Below are 15,010 nucleotides of genomic sequence, written 5' to 3' on the forward strand. Positions count from 1 at the left end.
GACCTCTCGGAAGGAGGGAATGGTGCACCTGACCAATCTCGTCGTCCCTGCGAGTTCTGACTGGGGCTACTCGTGGCCCCTGCTGGGCGAGGACGGCGTCACGCCGCTCGACACCGACGGCTGGTCGGCCTCGGGGCTCGCAACCACCTGGGACCCGGAGACCGGCTCGGTCATCCAGGCCCGGTGGTCCAGCACCCCAGCGACAGGGGAGGGGCTGCTCGACCTCGGCGACTCGGCCCTGACGCTGTTCGTCGCGAGCGAGATGTCGGCGGACTGGCGCTGGGTGCTCGGGCAGTACGAGCTCAGCCTGGTCGACCCCTCGGGGCGCGTCGACCGAACGATCGGCGGGCGCATGACCGTCGACCGTTCCATCTCCCCGGTGGTGGCGTGATGGCACAGATCGGCCGCGGTGCTGTTGTCCGCTTCGTCGAGACCGGGGTTCCGCCGGCCAACCCTGATCCGCCCGACCAGCCGAGCGGCGTCCAGACGATCACCAACCCCGGCTCGCCGCTGGTCCTTCTGACGTCGCGGTATGCCGGGTTCCGGCTCAACGCCTCTGCCGCCGTCCTGCTCGCAGCGCCCGACGCGGGCGCTCCGGGCCAGGCCCTGCGGATCAGGTTCGCCGCCGTCGGGGCGCCCCGCCAGCTGACCTTCGACGAGGACGTCTGGGACTTCGGCTCCACGTTCACCGCCGACGACATCACCCCCACGGCCGCCGGAACCGCTGACTGGTTCGGCGCCACGTTCGACGCGCCGACCGGGCGCTGGGCCGTCGTGGCCTATGCGCGCGGCTTCCCGGCCTGAGTTCGCTCCCCACCCTCCTGATCGGAGTACACCCATGTCTGTCGACGTCGCGACCCTCGACGAGACCATTCAGCTGACCAAGACCACGGAGCTGACGAAGGCCGAGGCCATCGAGCTCGCGCGCTCGTGCGGGGCCGTCGTGTGGGAGGGGCGGGCGACCGTCTCCAAGTTCCACGCGGACGACGACCCCGAGCGCGCCACGCCGTACGAGGTCATCGAGAGCGACCCCAACCTGCTGCTGACGGCGGGTGCGGGCCTGATCTGGTCGCTCGTGACCGGCGGCGCGGGCACGGTGCTGAACAGCACCAACGCCCGTGTGTGCGTCGGTGACTCCAGCACCGCGGCTGCGGCCGGCCAGACGGACCTCCAGGGCACCAACAAGTTCCGTCAGCTCGTCTCGGGCGCGCCCAGCCTGTCGACCAACCAGGCGGTTTTCACCGCCACCGTGGCGACCGGCGACGCCAACTTCGCCTGGAACGAGGCGGGCATCGCCAACGCGTCCTCCGGCGCCACGCTGCTGAACCGCTTCGTGCAGAGCTTCGGCACGAAGACGTCCGCGAGCTCCTGGACGCTCGCGATCACCCTCTCGCTCTCCTGATTCCAGGCGCACCGCTCACCTTCGCCAGCACGTCGTGATCCCTTGGAGGTGAGCGGTGCCCCGTCGGAATCTGCTGCTGAACCCGTCTTGGGAGGCTGGCACGGGTCGGTGGAATGTCACCGCTCCGAGCGGATCAGTGGGCGTGTACGCCCGCGAGATCAACCCTGGCTACGGCGCGCGCTCAGGGTCGTACTTCGCGTACACGAGACGGCCGACGGCCGGACGGCTCAACATCTTCCCGCTCGACTTCGTTCCGGTAACGGCCGGACTGCAGTACGCAGCTTCGATTTGGGTCAACCGGGACGGCACCGGCGTCATCACCCTCGACATCGACTGGTACACGGGCAACGGGACGGGCTACTTCGATACCGACAGCGCAACCCTCAACCCGTCGCCTGCCACGTGGGGGCGAGTCGAGGTGGTCGCGACGGCCCCACCCGGGGCCACTTACGGCCGCATGTTCTTGCACCCAAACAGCATGTTGGCCAACAACTTCATTAGGTTTGACGCCGCCTTGTTCGAGCAGGCGTCGTCGGCTGGAACGTACTTCGATGGTGACTCCGCAGGATTTGAGTGGGAAGGAACCGCAGGCGACTCCACCTCCATCGAGGTTCTGACGCGGAGCGATAGCGCGTCGCTCTCGGAGTCCGTCACGCTCATTCGGTCGTCGGCGGCGTCGGACGAGGGCAGCCTCGGCGAGAGCATGACCATCGCTCGGAGCACCGCCACCTCAGACAGCTTCACGCTGTCGGAGACGACGGTCGCGACGGCGACCGGGGGCCGGGCAGACAGCGGGGCGCTCAGCGAGTCCGCCGCGATGACCGTTGCGGCGGCGGGCACCGACGGGGCGACCCTCGGCGAGTCGGCAACGCTGACGGTTTTCGCCACCGGGCAGGACAACTTCGGTGCCGGCGACGGCGTCGAGCTCGTGGGCGACGAGACGAACCTCGAGCACACCGACAGCTTCGTGCTATCGGACTCGGGCGAGGTCACGACCTTCGAGGGCCTCACCGCCGAGGAGCACATCGCCTTCGCGGACAGCGCCCAGCTGACCGTCTCGCCGATGGGCTTCACCGACGAGGCGGCCCTGACCGAGGTCCGCGAGCTCACGAGGTCGAGCTCCCGGACCGACGCCGGGGCGATGGGAGAGAGCGCCACCCTCCGCCGGACGAGCGCAGCGTCCGACTCCGCGAGCTTGGCGGAGAGCGCGGCGCTGACTGAGGTTCGGACGTTGGCCGGCGCCGACACTGCGTCGCTTGGTGAGTCGGCCGTGCTCATCACGGGCGACGGTTACTCGATCGTCGACCCCGCCCAGCTCAGTGAGCAGGGCCGGATCACTGCGGTTGCCGCGGCTGCGGATGGGGCGTCGCTCTCTGAGTTCGCCGTGCTGCTCGCGTCTTGGGCGAGCAGCGACGTCGTCGTTCTGACCGAGACGTTCGTCGTCTCGGTGGCTGCCGCAATGGGTGACGGAGCCAGCTTCACGGAGTCCGCGGTTCTGACCGTGAACGACGGTCCTGACCCCGATCCCGGTGGCCTCCCGACCAGCCTCTTCTTCGCAGTTCTCTGACCAAGGGAGGGCAGAACATCGTGCCCTAGTCCAACAACGGCTCCGAGTCGGAAGACGAACCACGACCCTGAGCCGCCCGGGTTGTGTTGGCTCCCGACGTCGCTCACCACACCCGTGGGCTACCGGAAGCCCAGCACAACTCGGAGGACGGCGTGCTCCCCAAGCCTCTAGCCGTCGGGATCGTTTGCATCGTCACGCTCGTGTGGCTCGCGAACTTCGCGGCTCAGTTCCTTGTTCCCGGCTATCAGGTGGACGGTTGGGTCCACACGATCTTTCTGTCGGTCGTCGGCGGTGCGCTTGCGTTCTCACGCAAGGACGGCGGCTCGTCGGGAGATGGCAGTAGTCCGGTCTCGACGCTCATCCAGCAGATCACTGGCGGAAACAACCAACCTCCCTCACCTCCTGAGGCACCCCAGACGGCCGCCGCGCCCGAGGCGCCGCAGGAGGAGCCATCCCCTCGTGTTGGCGGGTCGCACCGTGCGCCTGTCGTTCTGTTGCCTCCTTGGAGGTTCGCGTTATGACCAGGTCACATCGCCTGCGACCTCGATGGAAGATCAACTGGTCGGCCGTCGTCGGCGTCCTGCTGATCGTGGTCGCGGCCTACACGGCCGGAGAGACGTACCACCAGGGCGAAGAGGCGCAACGGCGGGCTGAGTGCCAGACGTCGCTCAACCGCACCTTTCTGGAGGCCCTCCAGGGTCGCGACCGCGCGGCCCGCGAGGAGTCGAACGCCCAGCGAGTCCTCCTCGCCACCCCGGCGGCCTCGACCGACCGGCAGAAGCAGGCCGCACGGCAGCGGTACATCGACGCGCTCGCACAACTCGACATCGCCCGCGAGCGCAATCCGTTCCCCAAGGAGACGTCGTGCTGAACCTCCGCGAGAAGCTGGACCGGCTCGGCAGCTCGCGTACGGCCCAGGGGTTCCTCGGGCTGTGCATCCTGGTGGCCGGCGCGCTGCTCGGTGTCGGGTATCAGGCGGCTACGACCGTCGCGACCGAACAGGCGTCGTCAGTAGTCCAGGCGTGCGACCAAGGTGGACCCGCCGGCATCGAGCTCACCCAGCGCGGAACCTGCCAGCAGGCTCGAGCGGTCGTGGCTGACACAGCTATCGGGGCGCCGGGGGCCGACGGAGCGCCCGGTCAGGTCGGCCCCCTGGGGCCTGCCGGTCCTGCCGGGGTCGGCGGGGCCCCGGGCGGAACCGGCAACTCGGGGGCTCCGGGCTCGCCGGGTGTCGCCGGGGCGCCGGGAATGCCTGGTCAGGACGGAACCGAGGGCGCGACGGGCGGCACCGGGCCCGCTGGCCCGACGGGGCCTGCCGGACCACCCGGCAACGACGGCCGCAACGGCTCGAACGGCCGCGACGGAGAGGACGGACAGCCGGGCGCGACTGGTCCCCCTGGCCCGACATGTCCCGAGGGCACGTCGCTCTCACCGGTGACGTTCGCCGGTGGCGAGTCGGGCCTGGGCTGCGTCTCCTCGTCATGACCCGGCTGCTGATCTACGAGCAGCTGATCCAGGACTTCTACACCGGCCAGCTGCTCGACGCGCCGACTCAACCGCTGCCGGTGATTCCGCCCCTGCGCCCGGAGCCACCGCAGCCGCAACCCCGCGAGCCCAGGCACGCCTGGCGCTCTCCGAAGTCCTGAGCGGTCGGCCATGTACCGCTCAGCCTGTCCCGATCACTCACGAGGAGTGTGCTCCATGGAGGTACGACCCCGTACGTCGCCCAACACCGACGGCTCTCTGCCCGTCGACCGCAAGGTGACCAGCGCTTCGGCCTGGTCCTACGTCGGGGGAGTGGTCGCCATGACCCTCCTGTCGGCCCTGGGCGGTCTCGACTACACGCCCCTGCCCGACTACGTCGAGGTGTTCGTCTTCCCGGTGCTCGGTGCGCTGACCACGTTGGCCGGCGGCTACTTCACCAGCTCCCAGAACTACCCGGAGCCTGCGGACTCGGTCCGCCCGCCCCGCTGAGTAGGACCCCAGACCGCGGGTTCGTCAGCTCGGGTGTGCGGCGGGTCGTACTTCGTCGCGCCGCACGTCTCGCACCTCACGGTGCGGTGACCGCCCCGGCCGCTGATGTGCCGGGCGCAGTCGCACGGGTGCCACCCGACCAGCGCCGTGAACGGCTGGTCGATCACGTGGCCGTTGGCGCACAGTCCCGGCTCGTCCACCGACTCATGTTCGCACGTGTGTTCGAGCCGGGCTACTTGCTCGCAGGCGGAGGGTTGTCTTTCCGTCGGAGCACAGGGCGGTGCAGCGTTCTGTAGACGCCGGGCATCGCCTTGAGGATCGCGGGTCGTTCCTCGGGGGTGGTCCCGCGCAGGGACATGATCGCGATGGCGAGCTGAACAACAAGCGAGCGCGCCCACGGAGCGACGACGGCCACGACCAGAACGATGGTGTTGTTCGCGGTAGCCAGCGATGACATCGGCCGTCCTCTCACACGTACGTCAAGCCAAGGTCATGGCTTGCCCCCGCTTCTGGCCTGAGAACAGAAGCTGGTCCTGCGTGTGAGAGGGAGGCGCCCCAGCTGGTGGCCGGTGCGCGTGATCGAGATTACCGGCGCCTAGTTCGAGCGCACAACACGCTCCAGTGCAGTGCGCGTCACACTCTGCTCCCCAGCGACACACGAGCCCCCGACCTGGCACTACGCCGGGTCGGGGGCTTGTTGTGTTTCAGGGGCTGTTGCCCTTCTGTTCCTGTGGCGGTGCACCACCTGGGCCCAGCTGCTCCTGGGCCGGGCCGATGGAGGGAGACTCCTGCGGGGGCTCCTGCGGGGGCTCCTGCGGGGGCTGCTTGCGGCGCCCCACGAGCATCTGCGGTCGGAGTGCCCTGATCACCGCTGGCAGCTCTCGGAGGATCTTTGCGCGTTCCCCGGGCTTCGTGCCGCGCAACGACATGAAGATCACGACGAGCATGGCCGTCGTCGCGAGCCCGATCGGCACCAAGACAGCGAGAACGAGGACAAGCGCACCGCCGGGGGCGAGTGTCGCGGCAGAACCTAGGAGCGAGGCCATCTCACTGATCCGTTCCCTCAGGCCTGGTGGCCTGAGGGCGCAACTAGGCCCTCTAGCCACCAGCCCTGATGCTGGTGAGTAGAGGTCCTAGCTGTCGGTGATCAGCTGGACTCAAGAACTGCTACGAAGGCAGCATGCTCCTTTTCGCCGCTTCAACCGCATCGCACCTCACCGATGGGTGCAACCGGAGGTCGCGTCGTGCCTAGAACGTTGTAGCGCAGATCTTGCTGCATGTGCAAGCACGGCCTGCGTCACATGCCAGCGTCCTGGCTCGCGCCCAACGGAGTACTTACCTACCCCTGCCATCAGTGCGTCGACTATCCGTTCACAGTCCGACGCCGCTCATGGCGTTGTCGCGCCAGCGGTCGACGGCCCTGATGTAGCCCAGGACGACCGGCGAGCCCCGCTTCCATCGGCCGTGGTCGCAGATGGTGGTGATCGGCACGCCCGCCTTGTACGCCTCGGTGGCTCCGCCTGCGCGGAGGCTGTGCGCGCTGTACCGCTCGGGGTTCGGCAGCCCGGCTTGTCGGGCGGCGTCCTGCACGATCACTGACACCGCGCGCCCTTGGAGCGCCCTGCCGATGCGCCCCCAGCGGCTGATCGATCGGAAGATCAGGCCGTCGTGGTGGCCGGCCTGGTCGACAGCCGCGAGCCATGCCCCCAGGACGCGCACTGGGTCAGTGTCGGGGAACTGCCCGCGCGGCAGGTTCACCTGGGCGCCCTTGCCCGCCTGGTCGGTCTTCGACTTCCGGATGCGGACCTCGAGACCGTGCAAGGTCTCGGTGATGTCTGTGCGGCGCAACCCGACCAGCTCCGACCGGCGAGCCATCAGCGCGAACCCCAGGACCAGGATCGCGCGGTCGCGCAGTGCCTTGTCGCCCGTGCTCGGAAGCGCGTCGATCATCAGGCGCAGAGCCTTGACGGTGACGGGCGTGGCGTCGTCCTCGCTGTGGCCGGCGTCGGCTCGGTCGCGGCCGTGGACCTTCAGAACCTCCAGCGCCCGACGAGTGTCGGGCTGGCCGTCGTGGCCCATCTCGGCGTGCGCAGTGCGGACCGTCGCGATGGCGACGCGGATGCTGGCCGGCGCATAGCCGGTATCGCAGAGGCTCGACACATATTCGGTGAGCGTCTCTGGTGTGGCGGGCACCGCGGTCCGGCTGGTCGCGGCGCTCCATGCCTGATAGTGGTTCGCCCACCACTCGTATGTTCGGCGAGTGTTCTCCGGAACGGCCCGAGCTAGCCGGTCGGCCGTTGAGGCGCTTAGTTGCCGGTCTACGGGAGCTACCGCCGCACCCTCCAGACGCGCAAGAAGCGCCCCCGACGAGCTCTGAACCGCCGTCATGTCGGCCCCTTCCGAGGGCGGATCCTGGCCGCCTATAAGCAAGGTTATCGGCACCTATCCTACCGCTATCTGATCCTGTTTCGATACTTCGCGCTTCCGAAACAGAATCGCGGGAGAAGGCGGAGCTACGCACATCGTGCGACTCGACTAGGCCGAACGAGTGACGCGGATTGGCGGCAATCGAGATCGTTGTAACACTCGGTACATGAGGGGGACGGTGCAGGGAAGCAGCGATGGCTGGGCTGCGCTTCGGCATGCGTGATGGCGAGATGCCCGTCTTCCAGGGCATCAAGCACTGGGTCTCAGCCCTGGTCATGGTCGTGTGCCTCGTGAGCCTCGCAGCGATTCTGTCCGCATGCGACGCTCAAACCCCCGGCCCAGGTCCCTTCCCCTGTCGCCCGGGTCCGGGCATCCGTTGCGGGAACATCAGTGACCACGGGATCCGGCCGTACCGTCCGGGCACGTTAGTTTTCAAGCCTCCGTCACCAATACTTCAGGGCACTTGGCAACATGTTCAGGTAACCGCGAGTGACGTTTCCAACGCAATCTTGGCTACCCGCGCCCAGGCCGATAGGCCTCTGATCAACGTGGCGACGGAAGTAGGCAGCCATATGCGCGCGGACCTGTCTGGGGCCGACTTCATCATCAATCGGGCGGAGCCCGGTAGTGGCGATCGTCCACTTGATCTCAACGTAGGCCCAAGAAGCGTTGCGGATTGGCAGTGGGATGTTCAGGCCACCGCATCCGGGCCAAAGCAGCTGACCCTAACAGTTACCGTCGTCGATGACGACCGGCCATCGTTGCCATCCTCAGTTGCTTACTATACCGAGCGGGTAGATGTCAGGTCCAATCCTCCCTATATGGTCGGGCAGTTCTTTCGAAACTATGGGACTGCGACTGGAATCTCCGTCCCCGTCATACTCGGCGCGATCGGCGCGGTCGCGGGAGTCGTCGTCCGTCGTCGGCGAGCGAGGGCAAACGAAGCCGCTGAACGTCAGCGAGCGCTCGCTCTAAGAATGGGCTCGCGACGACGCGGCACCAAGGTCGCGCCCCACGGTAAACGGAAGCGTGCAGCTGTGCCTTCGCGAAAGACGCGCGACCCGTCGCCCTAGGGCGCACACAAGAGAGCCCCGAGCCGGCCAAATGGCCGGTCTCGGGGCTCGTTGATCGTGGTGGCTTCCGTTTCTTCTGCGGCTGCTTAGCCCCCTTCGTCTCCTCGGGCCTGATCGCGACTGTTCGGGCGTCTAGCGCGCGGATGAATCTGTCGGTCCTGGCTTGGTGGTAGGGCCAGGGCTTCTGCGGATGGCGGCGAACCTCCCACCGGCACGGGATGCCGACCTCAGCACCGCAGTAGGTGCACCCCACGTCCTCGATCTTCAGAGGGTGCTGTCTCCTGGGCGGCCGGTCGTCCTCCCTCATACCTCGTCTGACTCTTGCGGCTCGTCAGGTCCCTCGTGGTCGCTGGGGTGGACTTGGCCGTCGAAGTGAATCTGGCCGTTGGACGGTCTCGTGCGGAGCTCGGACAACGCCCGTTCGATGGCCTCTACCAGGAAGCTCAGGTCAGTTGCCGCGGGCCCGACGAGCTCGTATGTGCCGTCCGGTCGAGTCCTGAAGAAGTCGTTGATCGTGGTTGCGATGACGTACTCGTGGGAGCCCGGAAGGTAGAACTCCATTTCCCACCAGGTCATCGAACCACCGCTAACACTTCGGTGGGTGCTTCGTCGCGCTGGGAGGGAGCGTCAGGAGCAGGACGCGATGCCGGTAGGGTCGGCATCGATTCCTGGTCAGACTCGAAGATGGTGCGCATCGACCAGCTGATGACTACGCCCACGACGATCGCGAACAGGAATGCGAACACGTCAGCATTTCCTCTCGGGTAGAGGCGCGCCTTCGCGGCACGTCTCGAGCTTCAGATAGCAGCGAGCGCAGTAGGTGCCGGCCGGGGTCTCGCGGGGCCGGACGCTGGTGCCGCACTGAGGGCAGAACCAGGGGACAAAGTCGAACTCCTGGGCCAGATCGCCCGAGGTCGACTGCTCAGCCGGGGGCATCACGAGTTCTTCTCCCATCCCTGGGGCGGCGTCCAGTTGCGGACGACGCGCTCCGCCTCGGCCGGGTCCATGTGGGGCGGAACTGCCCGCAGCGCTGGCTGGACGGCGTTGATCTGCATCTGAGCGCGGTGGTACTTCGACCACTGCACCAGGCCGATGATCGTGCCGATCACGATCATGAAGATCGCGCCGCTCCACGCCACCCCGCCGAGCACGGCCATCGCGAACAGCGCCGCCCAGATCGCCCAAGGCCAGGGCGACGGTCGGTAGGAGTACAGGAACTGCTGAGCCTCGTGTTCCTGCGCCTGGCTCTGGGCTGCGTCGGCGCGACGGTCGTACTTCTCCTGCAAGAGGTTCTGTGTGTTGCGGTGAGAGCGTCGGGGCTGCTGGCGCTGAGCAGGAGGGCCGTGCCGGTGCGTGTGCTTCCACCCGCCCGGCAGGTCCGTCGTGGTGGTGTTGCGTCGGGTGTTGTGCGAGAAGGGCCCAGCCTTCAACGTCCAAGAGTGCGACCAGCCCTTCTTGGACCGCGAGACGTTGATCCAGATCGGGAGCGGGCCCAGCTTCTTGCGCTTGCGGTATGAGAAGCCCATCAGAACTGCCTTCCGTCTTCGTGGAGGTCGACAACATTGGTTTCGGGCTGGACCTTGAGCCTCTTCTCGAAGTCCTCCATCTTCTGCTGGGTCTTCACCGCGTCAGCCTTCCTGGCCTCGAGCTCCAGGCCGACTTCGATGAGGTGAATGGCGGCCTTGTTCCTGCTGCGACGGGTTCGAGTGGCGAACTCGGCAATGTCGAAAGGGAGCCACGGATTGCTGTCGAACCGCACTAGCATCGACGAGACGGGACCGTTCTGGGAATTGTCACCGGGCATGCCCCTAATAGTAGCTAACCGATATCGTCCGGCTAGGAGCTAAACGGGGTAACTTGATCAACTAGCTCTAGAGCCTTTTGCCCCGGAGACGTGCAATAAGCCAGCTCCACCACGCACGCATTCGATGTTGTTGAACTCGGCGAGGACGATTGCGGCGGGGTTCTGGCTTGGCGCGGTGCCGGCCATTCACACGCGCACTCGCTTGATGAGTCCGAATACAACGGCCAGGTGCCACGCTGACCCCACAAACACCGCGACGACGAAGGTGTACGGGCTCAGCGTCAGTCCGAGGGCCGGGAGCGCCGCCACGACGATCGCCATCCGCACGCCGCACATAAAGATCAAGTGCTCGTTCGGGTGGTTGGTGGTGAACAGCGGGACTCGATGCCGACGCCACAGCCGACCTGGCGTCACGAGGTTCCAGAGCAGCGACAGCGGCACCCCGCCGGGCGTGAGCATGTCGCCGAGCACCACATGGGAGAAGGCAGCCGAGAACGCCACGACGCCGAACTCCACTGACCACGGAGCCAGGAACGAGATGTGGGAGACCGTGAACCAGGTGAGCACGCCGGCCAGAGCGCAAGCCTCGGCCGTGTGGGTCCAGCCGCGGTGCACCCCGTCGTCGTCCGCCAGGTTCACGGATCGGTCGCCCGTGGCGAGCTGGATGACGTACGCCAGGGCCCGGATCGCCTCGGAGAGCGCACAGGACACGGGCCCGAGCTCGCGCGTGGGGGTGGACTCGGTGTGGTCGTAGTCAGGCCAGGCGCCCGCGTGGATCGCCACGCCGACCAGCCCGACCTTCACCAGTACCGGCGCTTCGACAACAGCGACCTCGGCCAGGCCCACGGCCATCGAGACGGAGCGGTGGGTCGTGGTCATCATCGGACGCCCGCCCCCTCGTGCTCGGCGACGAACCGGATGAGGGCGGCAGGGTCGTAGAGCATCACCTGCCGGTCTCGAGCTATCGGCTCGGGGAAGCCCTTGTCCTTGAAGCGGTCGCGCATGTTCTTCAGCGCCTTCACGTCCAGGGGCACCAGGCCGACACCGCTGTCCGTGGCTGCGGTACGCAGGCTCACGGCCTCGTACTCGGCTTCGTAGGCGGGCTGCGCGTCCTGCTCAGCGGGGGTGTCCGCCGGGTCCCGACCGACGTTCGGCAGCCCCGCGAGCTCGTCGGGAGCCGTCGGCACGAGGGACAGGCGACCCCGGCCGGGCCGCGAGTCACCCGAGTCAGCGGAGTCACCCGCGCCCGGGACGACCTGACCAGGCAGAACGCGCTGACTCGCCTGACTCTGACTCGCGCTATCGGGCTGAGGCTGTCCGTTCGTGGCCCACTCGACGGTCTCCTCGGGCGTCAGGAATGCACCCTGGACCACCGTCGCTTCACCGCCGACCGCCAGGACCATGCGGCCCGGGTGGTTGGACGACTTGGGCTTCGGGTCGGTGATCTCGCCGATCAGCATGCGGCGGGCCTGCTCGTCGAATCGAGAGAGCACCCGGAGCATGAACGAGGACCGCACAGCGCCACCACCGATGGCGGCGGCATCGAACCGCTGAGCGACGGCGATGACGTTCATGTCGACGTCTCGGCCCGCGTTGACGATGGTGCGGATCGCCTCGACAGCGGGCGAGCTGGCCGGCTCGCCGGTCTCCCTGATCTTGGCCCAGTACGCCTTCAGCTCAGGCGTCGTGGAGTTCAGCTCCTCCAGCACCACCATCGTCCGCTGGAAGGTCTCGCCTGTCCGTTCCCATCGGGCCTTGCTGCGGCGCTTGCGTTCAGCGGCCCAGCGCACGAGGCCGTCATGACCGGACTCGACGTCGCGGTAGATCTCGATGCCCGGGAGGAGCTCGCCGTCTGCGTCACGGCACCAGTCGCCGTGCGAGCCGCCCTCCTTGGCGATGTCGAAGATGATGACCTTGCCGCCCATGCGGAGCGTCTGGGCCGCGAGAAGACGGACCACCGTCGACTTGCCCGCGCCGGAACCGAACGACAGGGCCAGGTGAGGCGAGTCGAGCGCCCAGCTGATCCAGACCGGGGAGCTGTCCGTGTCGAGGCCGAGGAACAGCGTGGTGGGCGTGACCTGCTCCAGGTACGGCTTGGCGTCCTCGAAGCCCACGAGCTCGGGCGGGACCTTCTGCGCGCGCACCACCAGGACGGAGCGCGGCCCTTCCAGGTCGATTTCCCAGTCCATCTCTCGGACCGGGATGCCAGTCTTGCGGGCGATGAGCTTGGCGCTCTCCTCTTGCTGCTTGTCGCGCTCGCGGTAGTCCAGCGGCAGCATCACGCGCACAGGCCGCTCGGGGTTCGAGCGATGGCCGGCGGGCACGTCGATCCAGGTATGCGGGTCGCCGCCCGAGGAGATGCCCCAGCGCGCGGCCAGGGCGATGGCGAGGGGCATGACCCACCGCTGCTGGACGGTGGCGCGGTCGAGGTGTCGCCACAGCCAGTGAAAGAACACGAGCAGGGCCAGAACCCCGAAGACATGGAGCGCGGTCCAGGTCGCCTCGGGACGGAAGACCCACCCCCACAGCAGCCCCAGGAAGCCGGCCAGCGCAACCAGCCGCCACCCCGCCCGGGCACCCCGGGGGAGGTGGGCCCAGCGGCCCGCGTACAGGTCGTTGCGGGTGCGCTCGTTGCCGCGGTGTCGCCAGGTGGCGTTGGTCCGGCGGCGCCCGTCCATCTCCCGCCCGCTGAGGAAGCGGTACGAGTACACGACCCCCGAGATCAGCCCGCTCACGCGACACCGCCAGGCTCGTCGGTGTCACTCCCGAGGTCCCGCCGGGGGCGGGTGGCTGCCCCTACCCGCGCGCGAGGCGCGGACGCCCGCACAGCCCGCAGAACCGGCGCGCGGCGGGGGTTCCGGCGGTGCACGTTCCGGAAGCCCGGGAGCTGGAGCGCGACGCCAATGACGAAAAAGATGATCAGCACGAAGGCCAGGAAGAGCACCAAGAAGACCGGCGCCATCGGGAGCTCGTCGAGCTTGTTCCACAGCTGCGCCGAGACGAAGTGGTAGATCATCATCGCGAGGCAGAGTCCGAGAGACAGGCCAACCACGATCAAGAACCACCGCTGGTACCGCCGCGACCGGTTGTGGAACACGACCTCTTCGAAGGTGTTGTTCAGGATCGCGTCGAGGATCGCTCCGAAGACCCTGTCCACCACGGTCGGGTCGGGCTCGGGGTCGGGTTCGGCGGCAGGGACGTGAGTGGTTGGCTTCTGCACGGGTCTCCGGTCCTTTCAGGAGGACGGGGATCAAGGGACCCGGCGAGCGGTAGGGTCGCTCGCTGGGTCCCGCCTTTACTTGCACGGGGTTCGAACTAGTGTTCGAATAGATGCGTGCAACGGGCCCGGGAGCTACGAGGTAGCCGGTGCGAGCACGTGTGCACGTACTGCCTCTCGCTCGACACCCGGATCCTCATGGTCGACGGCACCAGCGTCCGGCTGGCCGACGTCCGGGTCGGCGATCTCGTGGTCGGCTCCGAGGTACGCACCAACGGTGTCCGGTCCCTGGTGCCGACGCCGGTGCACGCCGCGTGGACCACGACGAAGGCGGCCTGGCGCGTCCGTCTGCTCGACGGCACGGCGATCGTCGCCAGCGCCGAGCACCGCTTCCTCACGCGCCGCGGCTGGGTCCACGTGCGGCCCGAGGGCTGCGAGGGGGACGAGCGGCCGCACCTGCGGGTCGGCGAGGCACTCGTCGGCGCCGAGACCCTGGCCGACGAGGCGTTCCGACGGCCCGGATCGCCGCCGGTGGCGCCGGCGCCGCCCGGCGACGAGCCGGGTGGGCGCGTCGTGGTCGGGGTGGACGAGCTGCCCGGCGAGCGGGCCCTCGGCGACCTCACCACCGGCACGGGCGACTTCGTCGCCGACGGGGTGATCAGCCACAACTGCTTCGCCCGCAACACCCACACCTATCTCGACCTCGACGCGGGCGACGACTTCGACCGCCAGGTCGTGGTCAAGCTGAACGCCCCCGAGGTGCTGGCCCGCGAGCTGCGCGGGCCGCGCTGGGCCCGCGAGCACGTCGCGATGGGCACCAACACCGACCCCTACCAGCGCGCGGAGGGCCGCTACGCGCTGATGCCCGGGATCATCAAGGCCCTGGGGGCCAGCGGCACGCCGTTCTCGATCCTCACCAAGGGCACGCTGCTCGCCCGCGACCTGCCGGAGCTCGCGGCCGCCGCGCGCGACGTGCCCGTCGGGGTCGGGGTGTCGCTGGCCCTGCTGGACCCGGAGCTGCACCGCCGCGTCGAGCCCGGCACGCCGACGCCCCGGGCCCGGCTCGACCTCGTGCGCCGCATCCGCGACGCCGGCCTGCCGTGCGGGGTCTTCGTCGCCCCGGTCCTGCCCGGCCTCACCGACTCCGACGAGGCGCTCGACGCCCTGCTGGGCGAGATCGCCGCGGCGGGGGCGAGCGGCGCGTCGGTGCTCGCCCTGCACCTGCGGCCGGGCACGCGGGAGTGGTTCCACGCCTGGCTCGCCCGTGACCACCCCGCGCTGATCGAGCGCTACGCCGCCCTCTACCGGCGCGGGGCCTACGTCGACGCGGCCTACCGCAAGGACCTCGCCGCGCGCGTCGGGCCGATGCTCGCCCGCCACGGCCTCACCGGCGGTGGCCACGCCATGGGTGGACGGCAGGGGGACGAGGGGCGGGAGACCGAGCGGTCGTGGCCGGAGGGTGCCGTGCCCGCGATCCCGGAGAAGGTGGTCGAGGCGCCCCCGGAGCAGCTGTCCCTGCTCTGAGGGCGGCCCTAGCCTCCGGGGC

General features: G+C 68.4%; 18 protein-coding genes. 8 read left to right on the forward strand and 10 right to left on the reverse strand.

The window, feature by feature from the left end:
- Positions 1–22: 22 nt before the first annotated feature.
- From ACQPYN_RS16280 to ACQPYN_RS16310, 7 genes are all read left to right on the forward strand, one after another.
- Positions 23–391, forward strand: a complete 369-nt coding sequence (locus ACQPYN_RS16280) for a hypothetical protein (RefSeq protein WP_433024702.1) — start codon at positions 23–25, stop codon at positions 389–391.
- Entirely contained in the window at positions 391–804 is a 414-nt protein-coding gene (locus ACQPYN_RS16285) for a hypothetical protein (protein WP_433024705.1), read from the forward strand. The genes ACQPYN_RS16280 and ACQPYN_RS16285 overlap by 1 nt, the downstream gene beginning before the upstream one ends.
- 34 nt (positions 805–838) lie before the next feature.
- Complete coding sequence (locus ACQPYN_RS16290) at positions 839–1,402, forward strand: hypothetical protein (RefSeq protein ID WP_433024708.1); 564 nt, start codon at positions 839–841, stop codon at positions 1,400–1,402.
- A gap of 142 nt (positions 1,403–1,544) precedes the next feature.
- Positions 1,545–2,969 (forward strand): hypothetical protein, encoded by a 1,425-nt coding sequence (locus tag ACQPYN_RS16295; RefSeq protein WP_433024711.1) that lies wholly within the window; start codon positions 1,545–1,547, stop codon positions 2,967–2,969.
- Between the two features lie 517 nt (positions 2,970–3,486).
- Positions 3,487–3,840 (forward strand): hypothetical protein, encoded by a 354-nt coding sequence (locus tag ACQPYN_RS16300; protein WP_433024714.1) that lies wholly within the window; start codon positions 3,487–3,489, stop codon positions 3,838–3,840.
- 610 nt (positions 3,841–4,450) lie between these two features.
- Positions 4,451–4,615: a hypothetical protein gene (locus ACQPYN_RS16305; RefSeq protein ID WP_433024717.1), complete on the forward strand. Its 165-nt coding sequence runs from the start codon at positions 4,451–4,453 to the stop codon at positions 4,613–4,615.
- Between the two features lie 55 nt (positions 4,616–4,670).
- A complete protein-coding gene (locus ACQPYN_RS16310; RefSeq protein ID WP_433024720.1) occupies positions 4,671–4,943 on the forward strand; it encodes a hypothetical protein in 273 nt (90 codons plus the stop codon).
- Between the two features lie 232 nt (positions 4,944–5,175).
- Here the strand turns inward: ACQPYN_RS16310 and ACQPYN_RS16315 are convergent, their stop codons facing one another.
- The 10 genes from ACQPYN_RS16315 to ACQPYN_RS16360 form a co-directional block, all read right to left on the reverse strand.
- Positions 5,176–5,400, reverse strand: a complete 225-nt coding sequence (locus tag ACQPYN_RS16315) for a hypothetical protein (RefSeq protein WP_433024723.1) — start codon at positions 5,398–5,400, stop codon at positions 5,176–5,178.
- A gap of 914 nt (positions 5,401–6,314) precedes the next feature.
- Positions 6,315–7,136: a site-specific integrase gene (locus ACQPYN_RS16320; protein WP_433024726.1), complete on the reverse strand. Its 822-nt coding sequence runs from the start codon at positions 7,134–7,136 to the stop codon at positions 6,315–6,317.
- Between the two features lie 1,110 nt (positions 7,137–8,246).
- Positions 8,247–8,750 (reverse strand): zinc finger domain-containing protein, encoded by a 504-nt coding sequence (locus tag ACQPYN_RS16325; protein WP_433024729.1) that lies wholly within the window; start codon positions 8,748–8,750, stop codon positions 8,247–8,249.
- On the reverse strand, positions 8,747–9,019 hold the full coding sequence (locus ACQPYN_RS16330) for a hypothetical protein (protein WP_433024731.1): 273 nt from the start codon (positions 9,017–9,019) through the stop codon (positions 8,747–8,749). The genes ACQPYN_RS16325 and ACQPYN_RS16330 overlap by 4 nt, the downstream gene beginning before the upstream one ends.
- Positions 9,016–9,189 (reverse strand): hypothetical protein, encoded by a 174-nt coding sequence (locus ACQPYN_RS16335; protein WP_433024734.1) that lies wholly within the window; start codon positions 9,187–9,189, stop codon positions 9,016–9,018. Before ACQPYN_RS16335 ends, ACQPYN_RS16330 begins: the two co-directional genes overlap by 4 nt.
- 189 nt (positions 9,190–9,378) lie before the next feature.
- On the reverse strand, positions 9,379–9,969 hold the full coding sequence (locus ACQPYN_RS16340; RefSeq protein ID WP_433024737.1) for a DUF4236 domain-containing protein: 591 nt from the start codon (positions 9,967–9,969) through the stop codon (positions 9,379–9,381).
- A complete protein-coding gene (locus ACQPYN_RS16345; RefSeq protein WP_433024740.1) occupies positions 9,969–10,247 on the reverse strand; it encodes a hypothetical protein in 279 nt (92 codons plus the stop codon). The genes ACQPYN_RS16340 and ACQPYN_RS16345 overlap by 1 nt, the downstream gene beginning before the upstream one ends.
- Before the next feature lie 186 nt (positions 10,248–10,433).
- Entirely contained in the window at positions 10,434–11,099 is a 666-nt protein-coding gene (locus ACQPYN_RS16350; protein WP_433024743.1) for a metal-dependent hydrolase, read from the reverse strand.
- 26 nt (positions 11,100–11,125) lie between these two features.
- Positions 11,126–12,982, reverse strand: coding sequence for a helicase HerA domain-containing protein (locus ACQPYN_RS16355; protein WP_433024746.1), 1,857 nt, complete (start codon positions 12,980–12,982; stop codon positions 11,126–11,128).
- Positions 12,979–13,467: a hypothetical protein gene (locus tag ACQPYN_RS16360; RefSeq protein ID WP_433024749.1), complete on the reverse strand. Its 489-nt coding sequence runs from the start codon at positions 13,465–13,467 to the stop codon at positions 12,979–12,981. Before ACQPYN_RS16360 ends, ACQPYN_RS16355 begins: the two co-directional genes overlap by 4 nt.
- Before the next feature lie 156 nt (positions 13,468–13,623).
- Between ACQPYN_RS16360 and ACQPYN_RS16365 the strand changes: the two genes are divergently transcribed.
- Positions 13,624–14,988, forward strand: coding sequence for a radical SAM protein (locus ACQPYN_RS16365; protein WP_433024752.1), 1,365 nt, complete (start codon positions 13,624–13,626; stop codon positions 14,986–14,988).
- Positions 14,989–15,010: the final 22 nt, after the last annotated feature.

It is taken from the genome of Actinomycetospora sp. CA-053990, assembly GCF_050948445.1.
Lineage (GTDB): Bacteria > Actinomycetota > Actinomycetes > Mycobacteriales > Pseudonocardiaceae > Actinomycetospora > Actinomycetospora callitridis.

Bases quoted from the DNA above. Each gene is read 5' to 3' on its own strand.
- ACQPYN_RS16315 (WP_433024723.1), bottom strand. From the start codon at position 5,400: ATGTCATCGCTGGCTACCGCGAACAACACCATCGTTCTGGTCGTGGCC.
- ACQPYN_RS16325 (WP_433024729.1), bottom strand. From the start codon at position 8,750: ATGAGGGAGGACGACCGGCCGCCCAGGAGACAGCACCCTCTGAAGATC.
- ACQPYN_RS16345 (WP_433024740.1), bottom strand. From the start codon at position 10,247: ATGCCCGGTGACAATTCCCAGAACGGTCCCGTCTCGTCGATGCTAGTG.
- ACQPYN_RS16290 (WP_433024708.1), top strand. From the start codon at position 839: ATGTCTGTCGACGTCGCGACCCTCGACGAGACCATTCAGCTGACCAAG.
- ACQPYN_RS16300 (WP_433024714.1), top strand. From the start codon at position 3,487: ATGACCAGGTCACATCGCCTGCGACCTCGATGGAAGATCAACTGGTCG.
- ACQPYN_RS16285 (WP_433024705.1), top strand. From the start codon at position 391: ATGGCACAGATCGGCCGCGGTGCTGTTGTCCGCTTCGTCGAGACCGGG.
- ACQPYN_RS16350 (WP_433024743.1), bottom strand. From the start codon at position 11,099: ATGGCCGTGGGCCTGGCCGAGGTCGCTGTTGTCGAAGCGCCGGTACTG.
- ACQPYN_RS16330 (WP_433024731.1), bottom strand. From the start codon at position 9,019: ATGACCTGGTGGGAAATGGAGTTCTACCTTCCGGGCTCCCACGAGTAC.
- ACQPYN_RS16310 (WP_433024720.1), top strand. From the start codon at position 4,671: ATGGAGGTACGACCCCGTACGTCGCCCAACACCGACGGCTCTCTGCCC.
- ACQPYN_RS16305 (WP_433024717.1), top strand. From the start codon at position 4,451: ATGACCCGGCTGCTGATCTACGAGCAGCTGATCCAGGACTTCTACACC.
- ACQPYN_RS16340 (WP_433024737.1), bottom strand. From the start codon at position 9,969: ATGGGCTTCTCATACCGCAAGCGCAAGAAGCTGGGCCCGCTCCCGATC.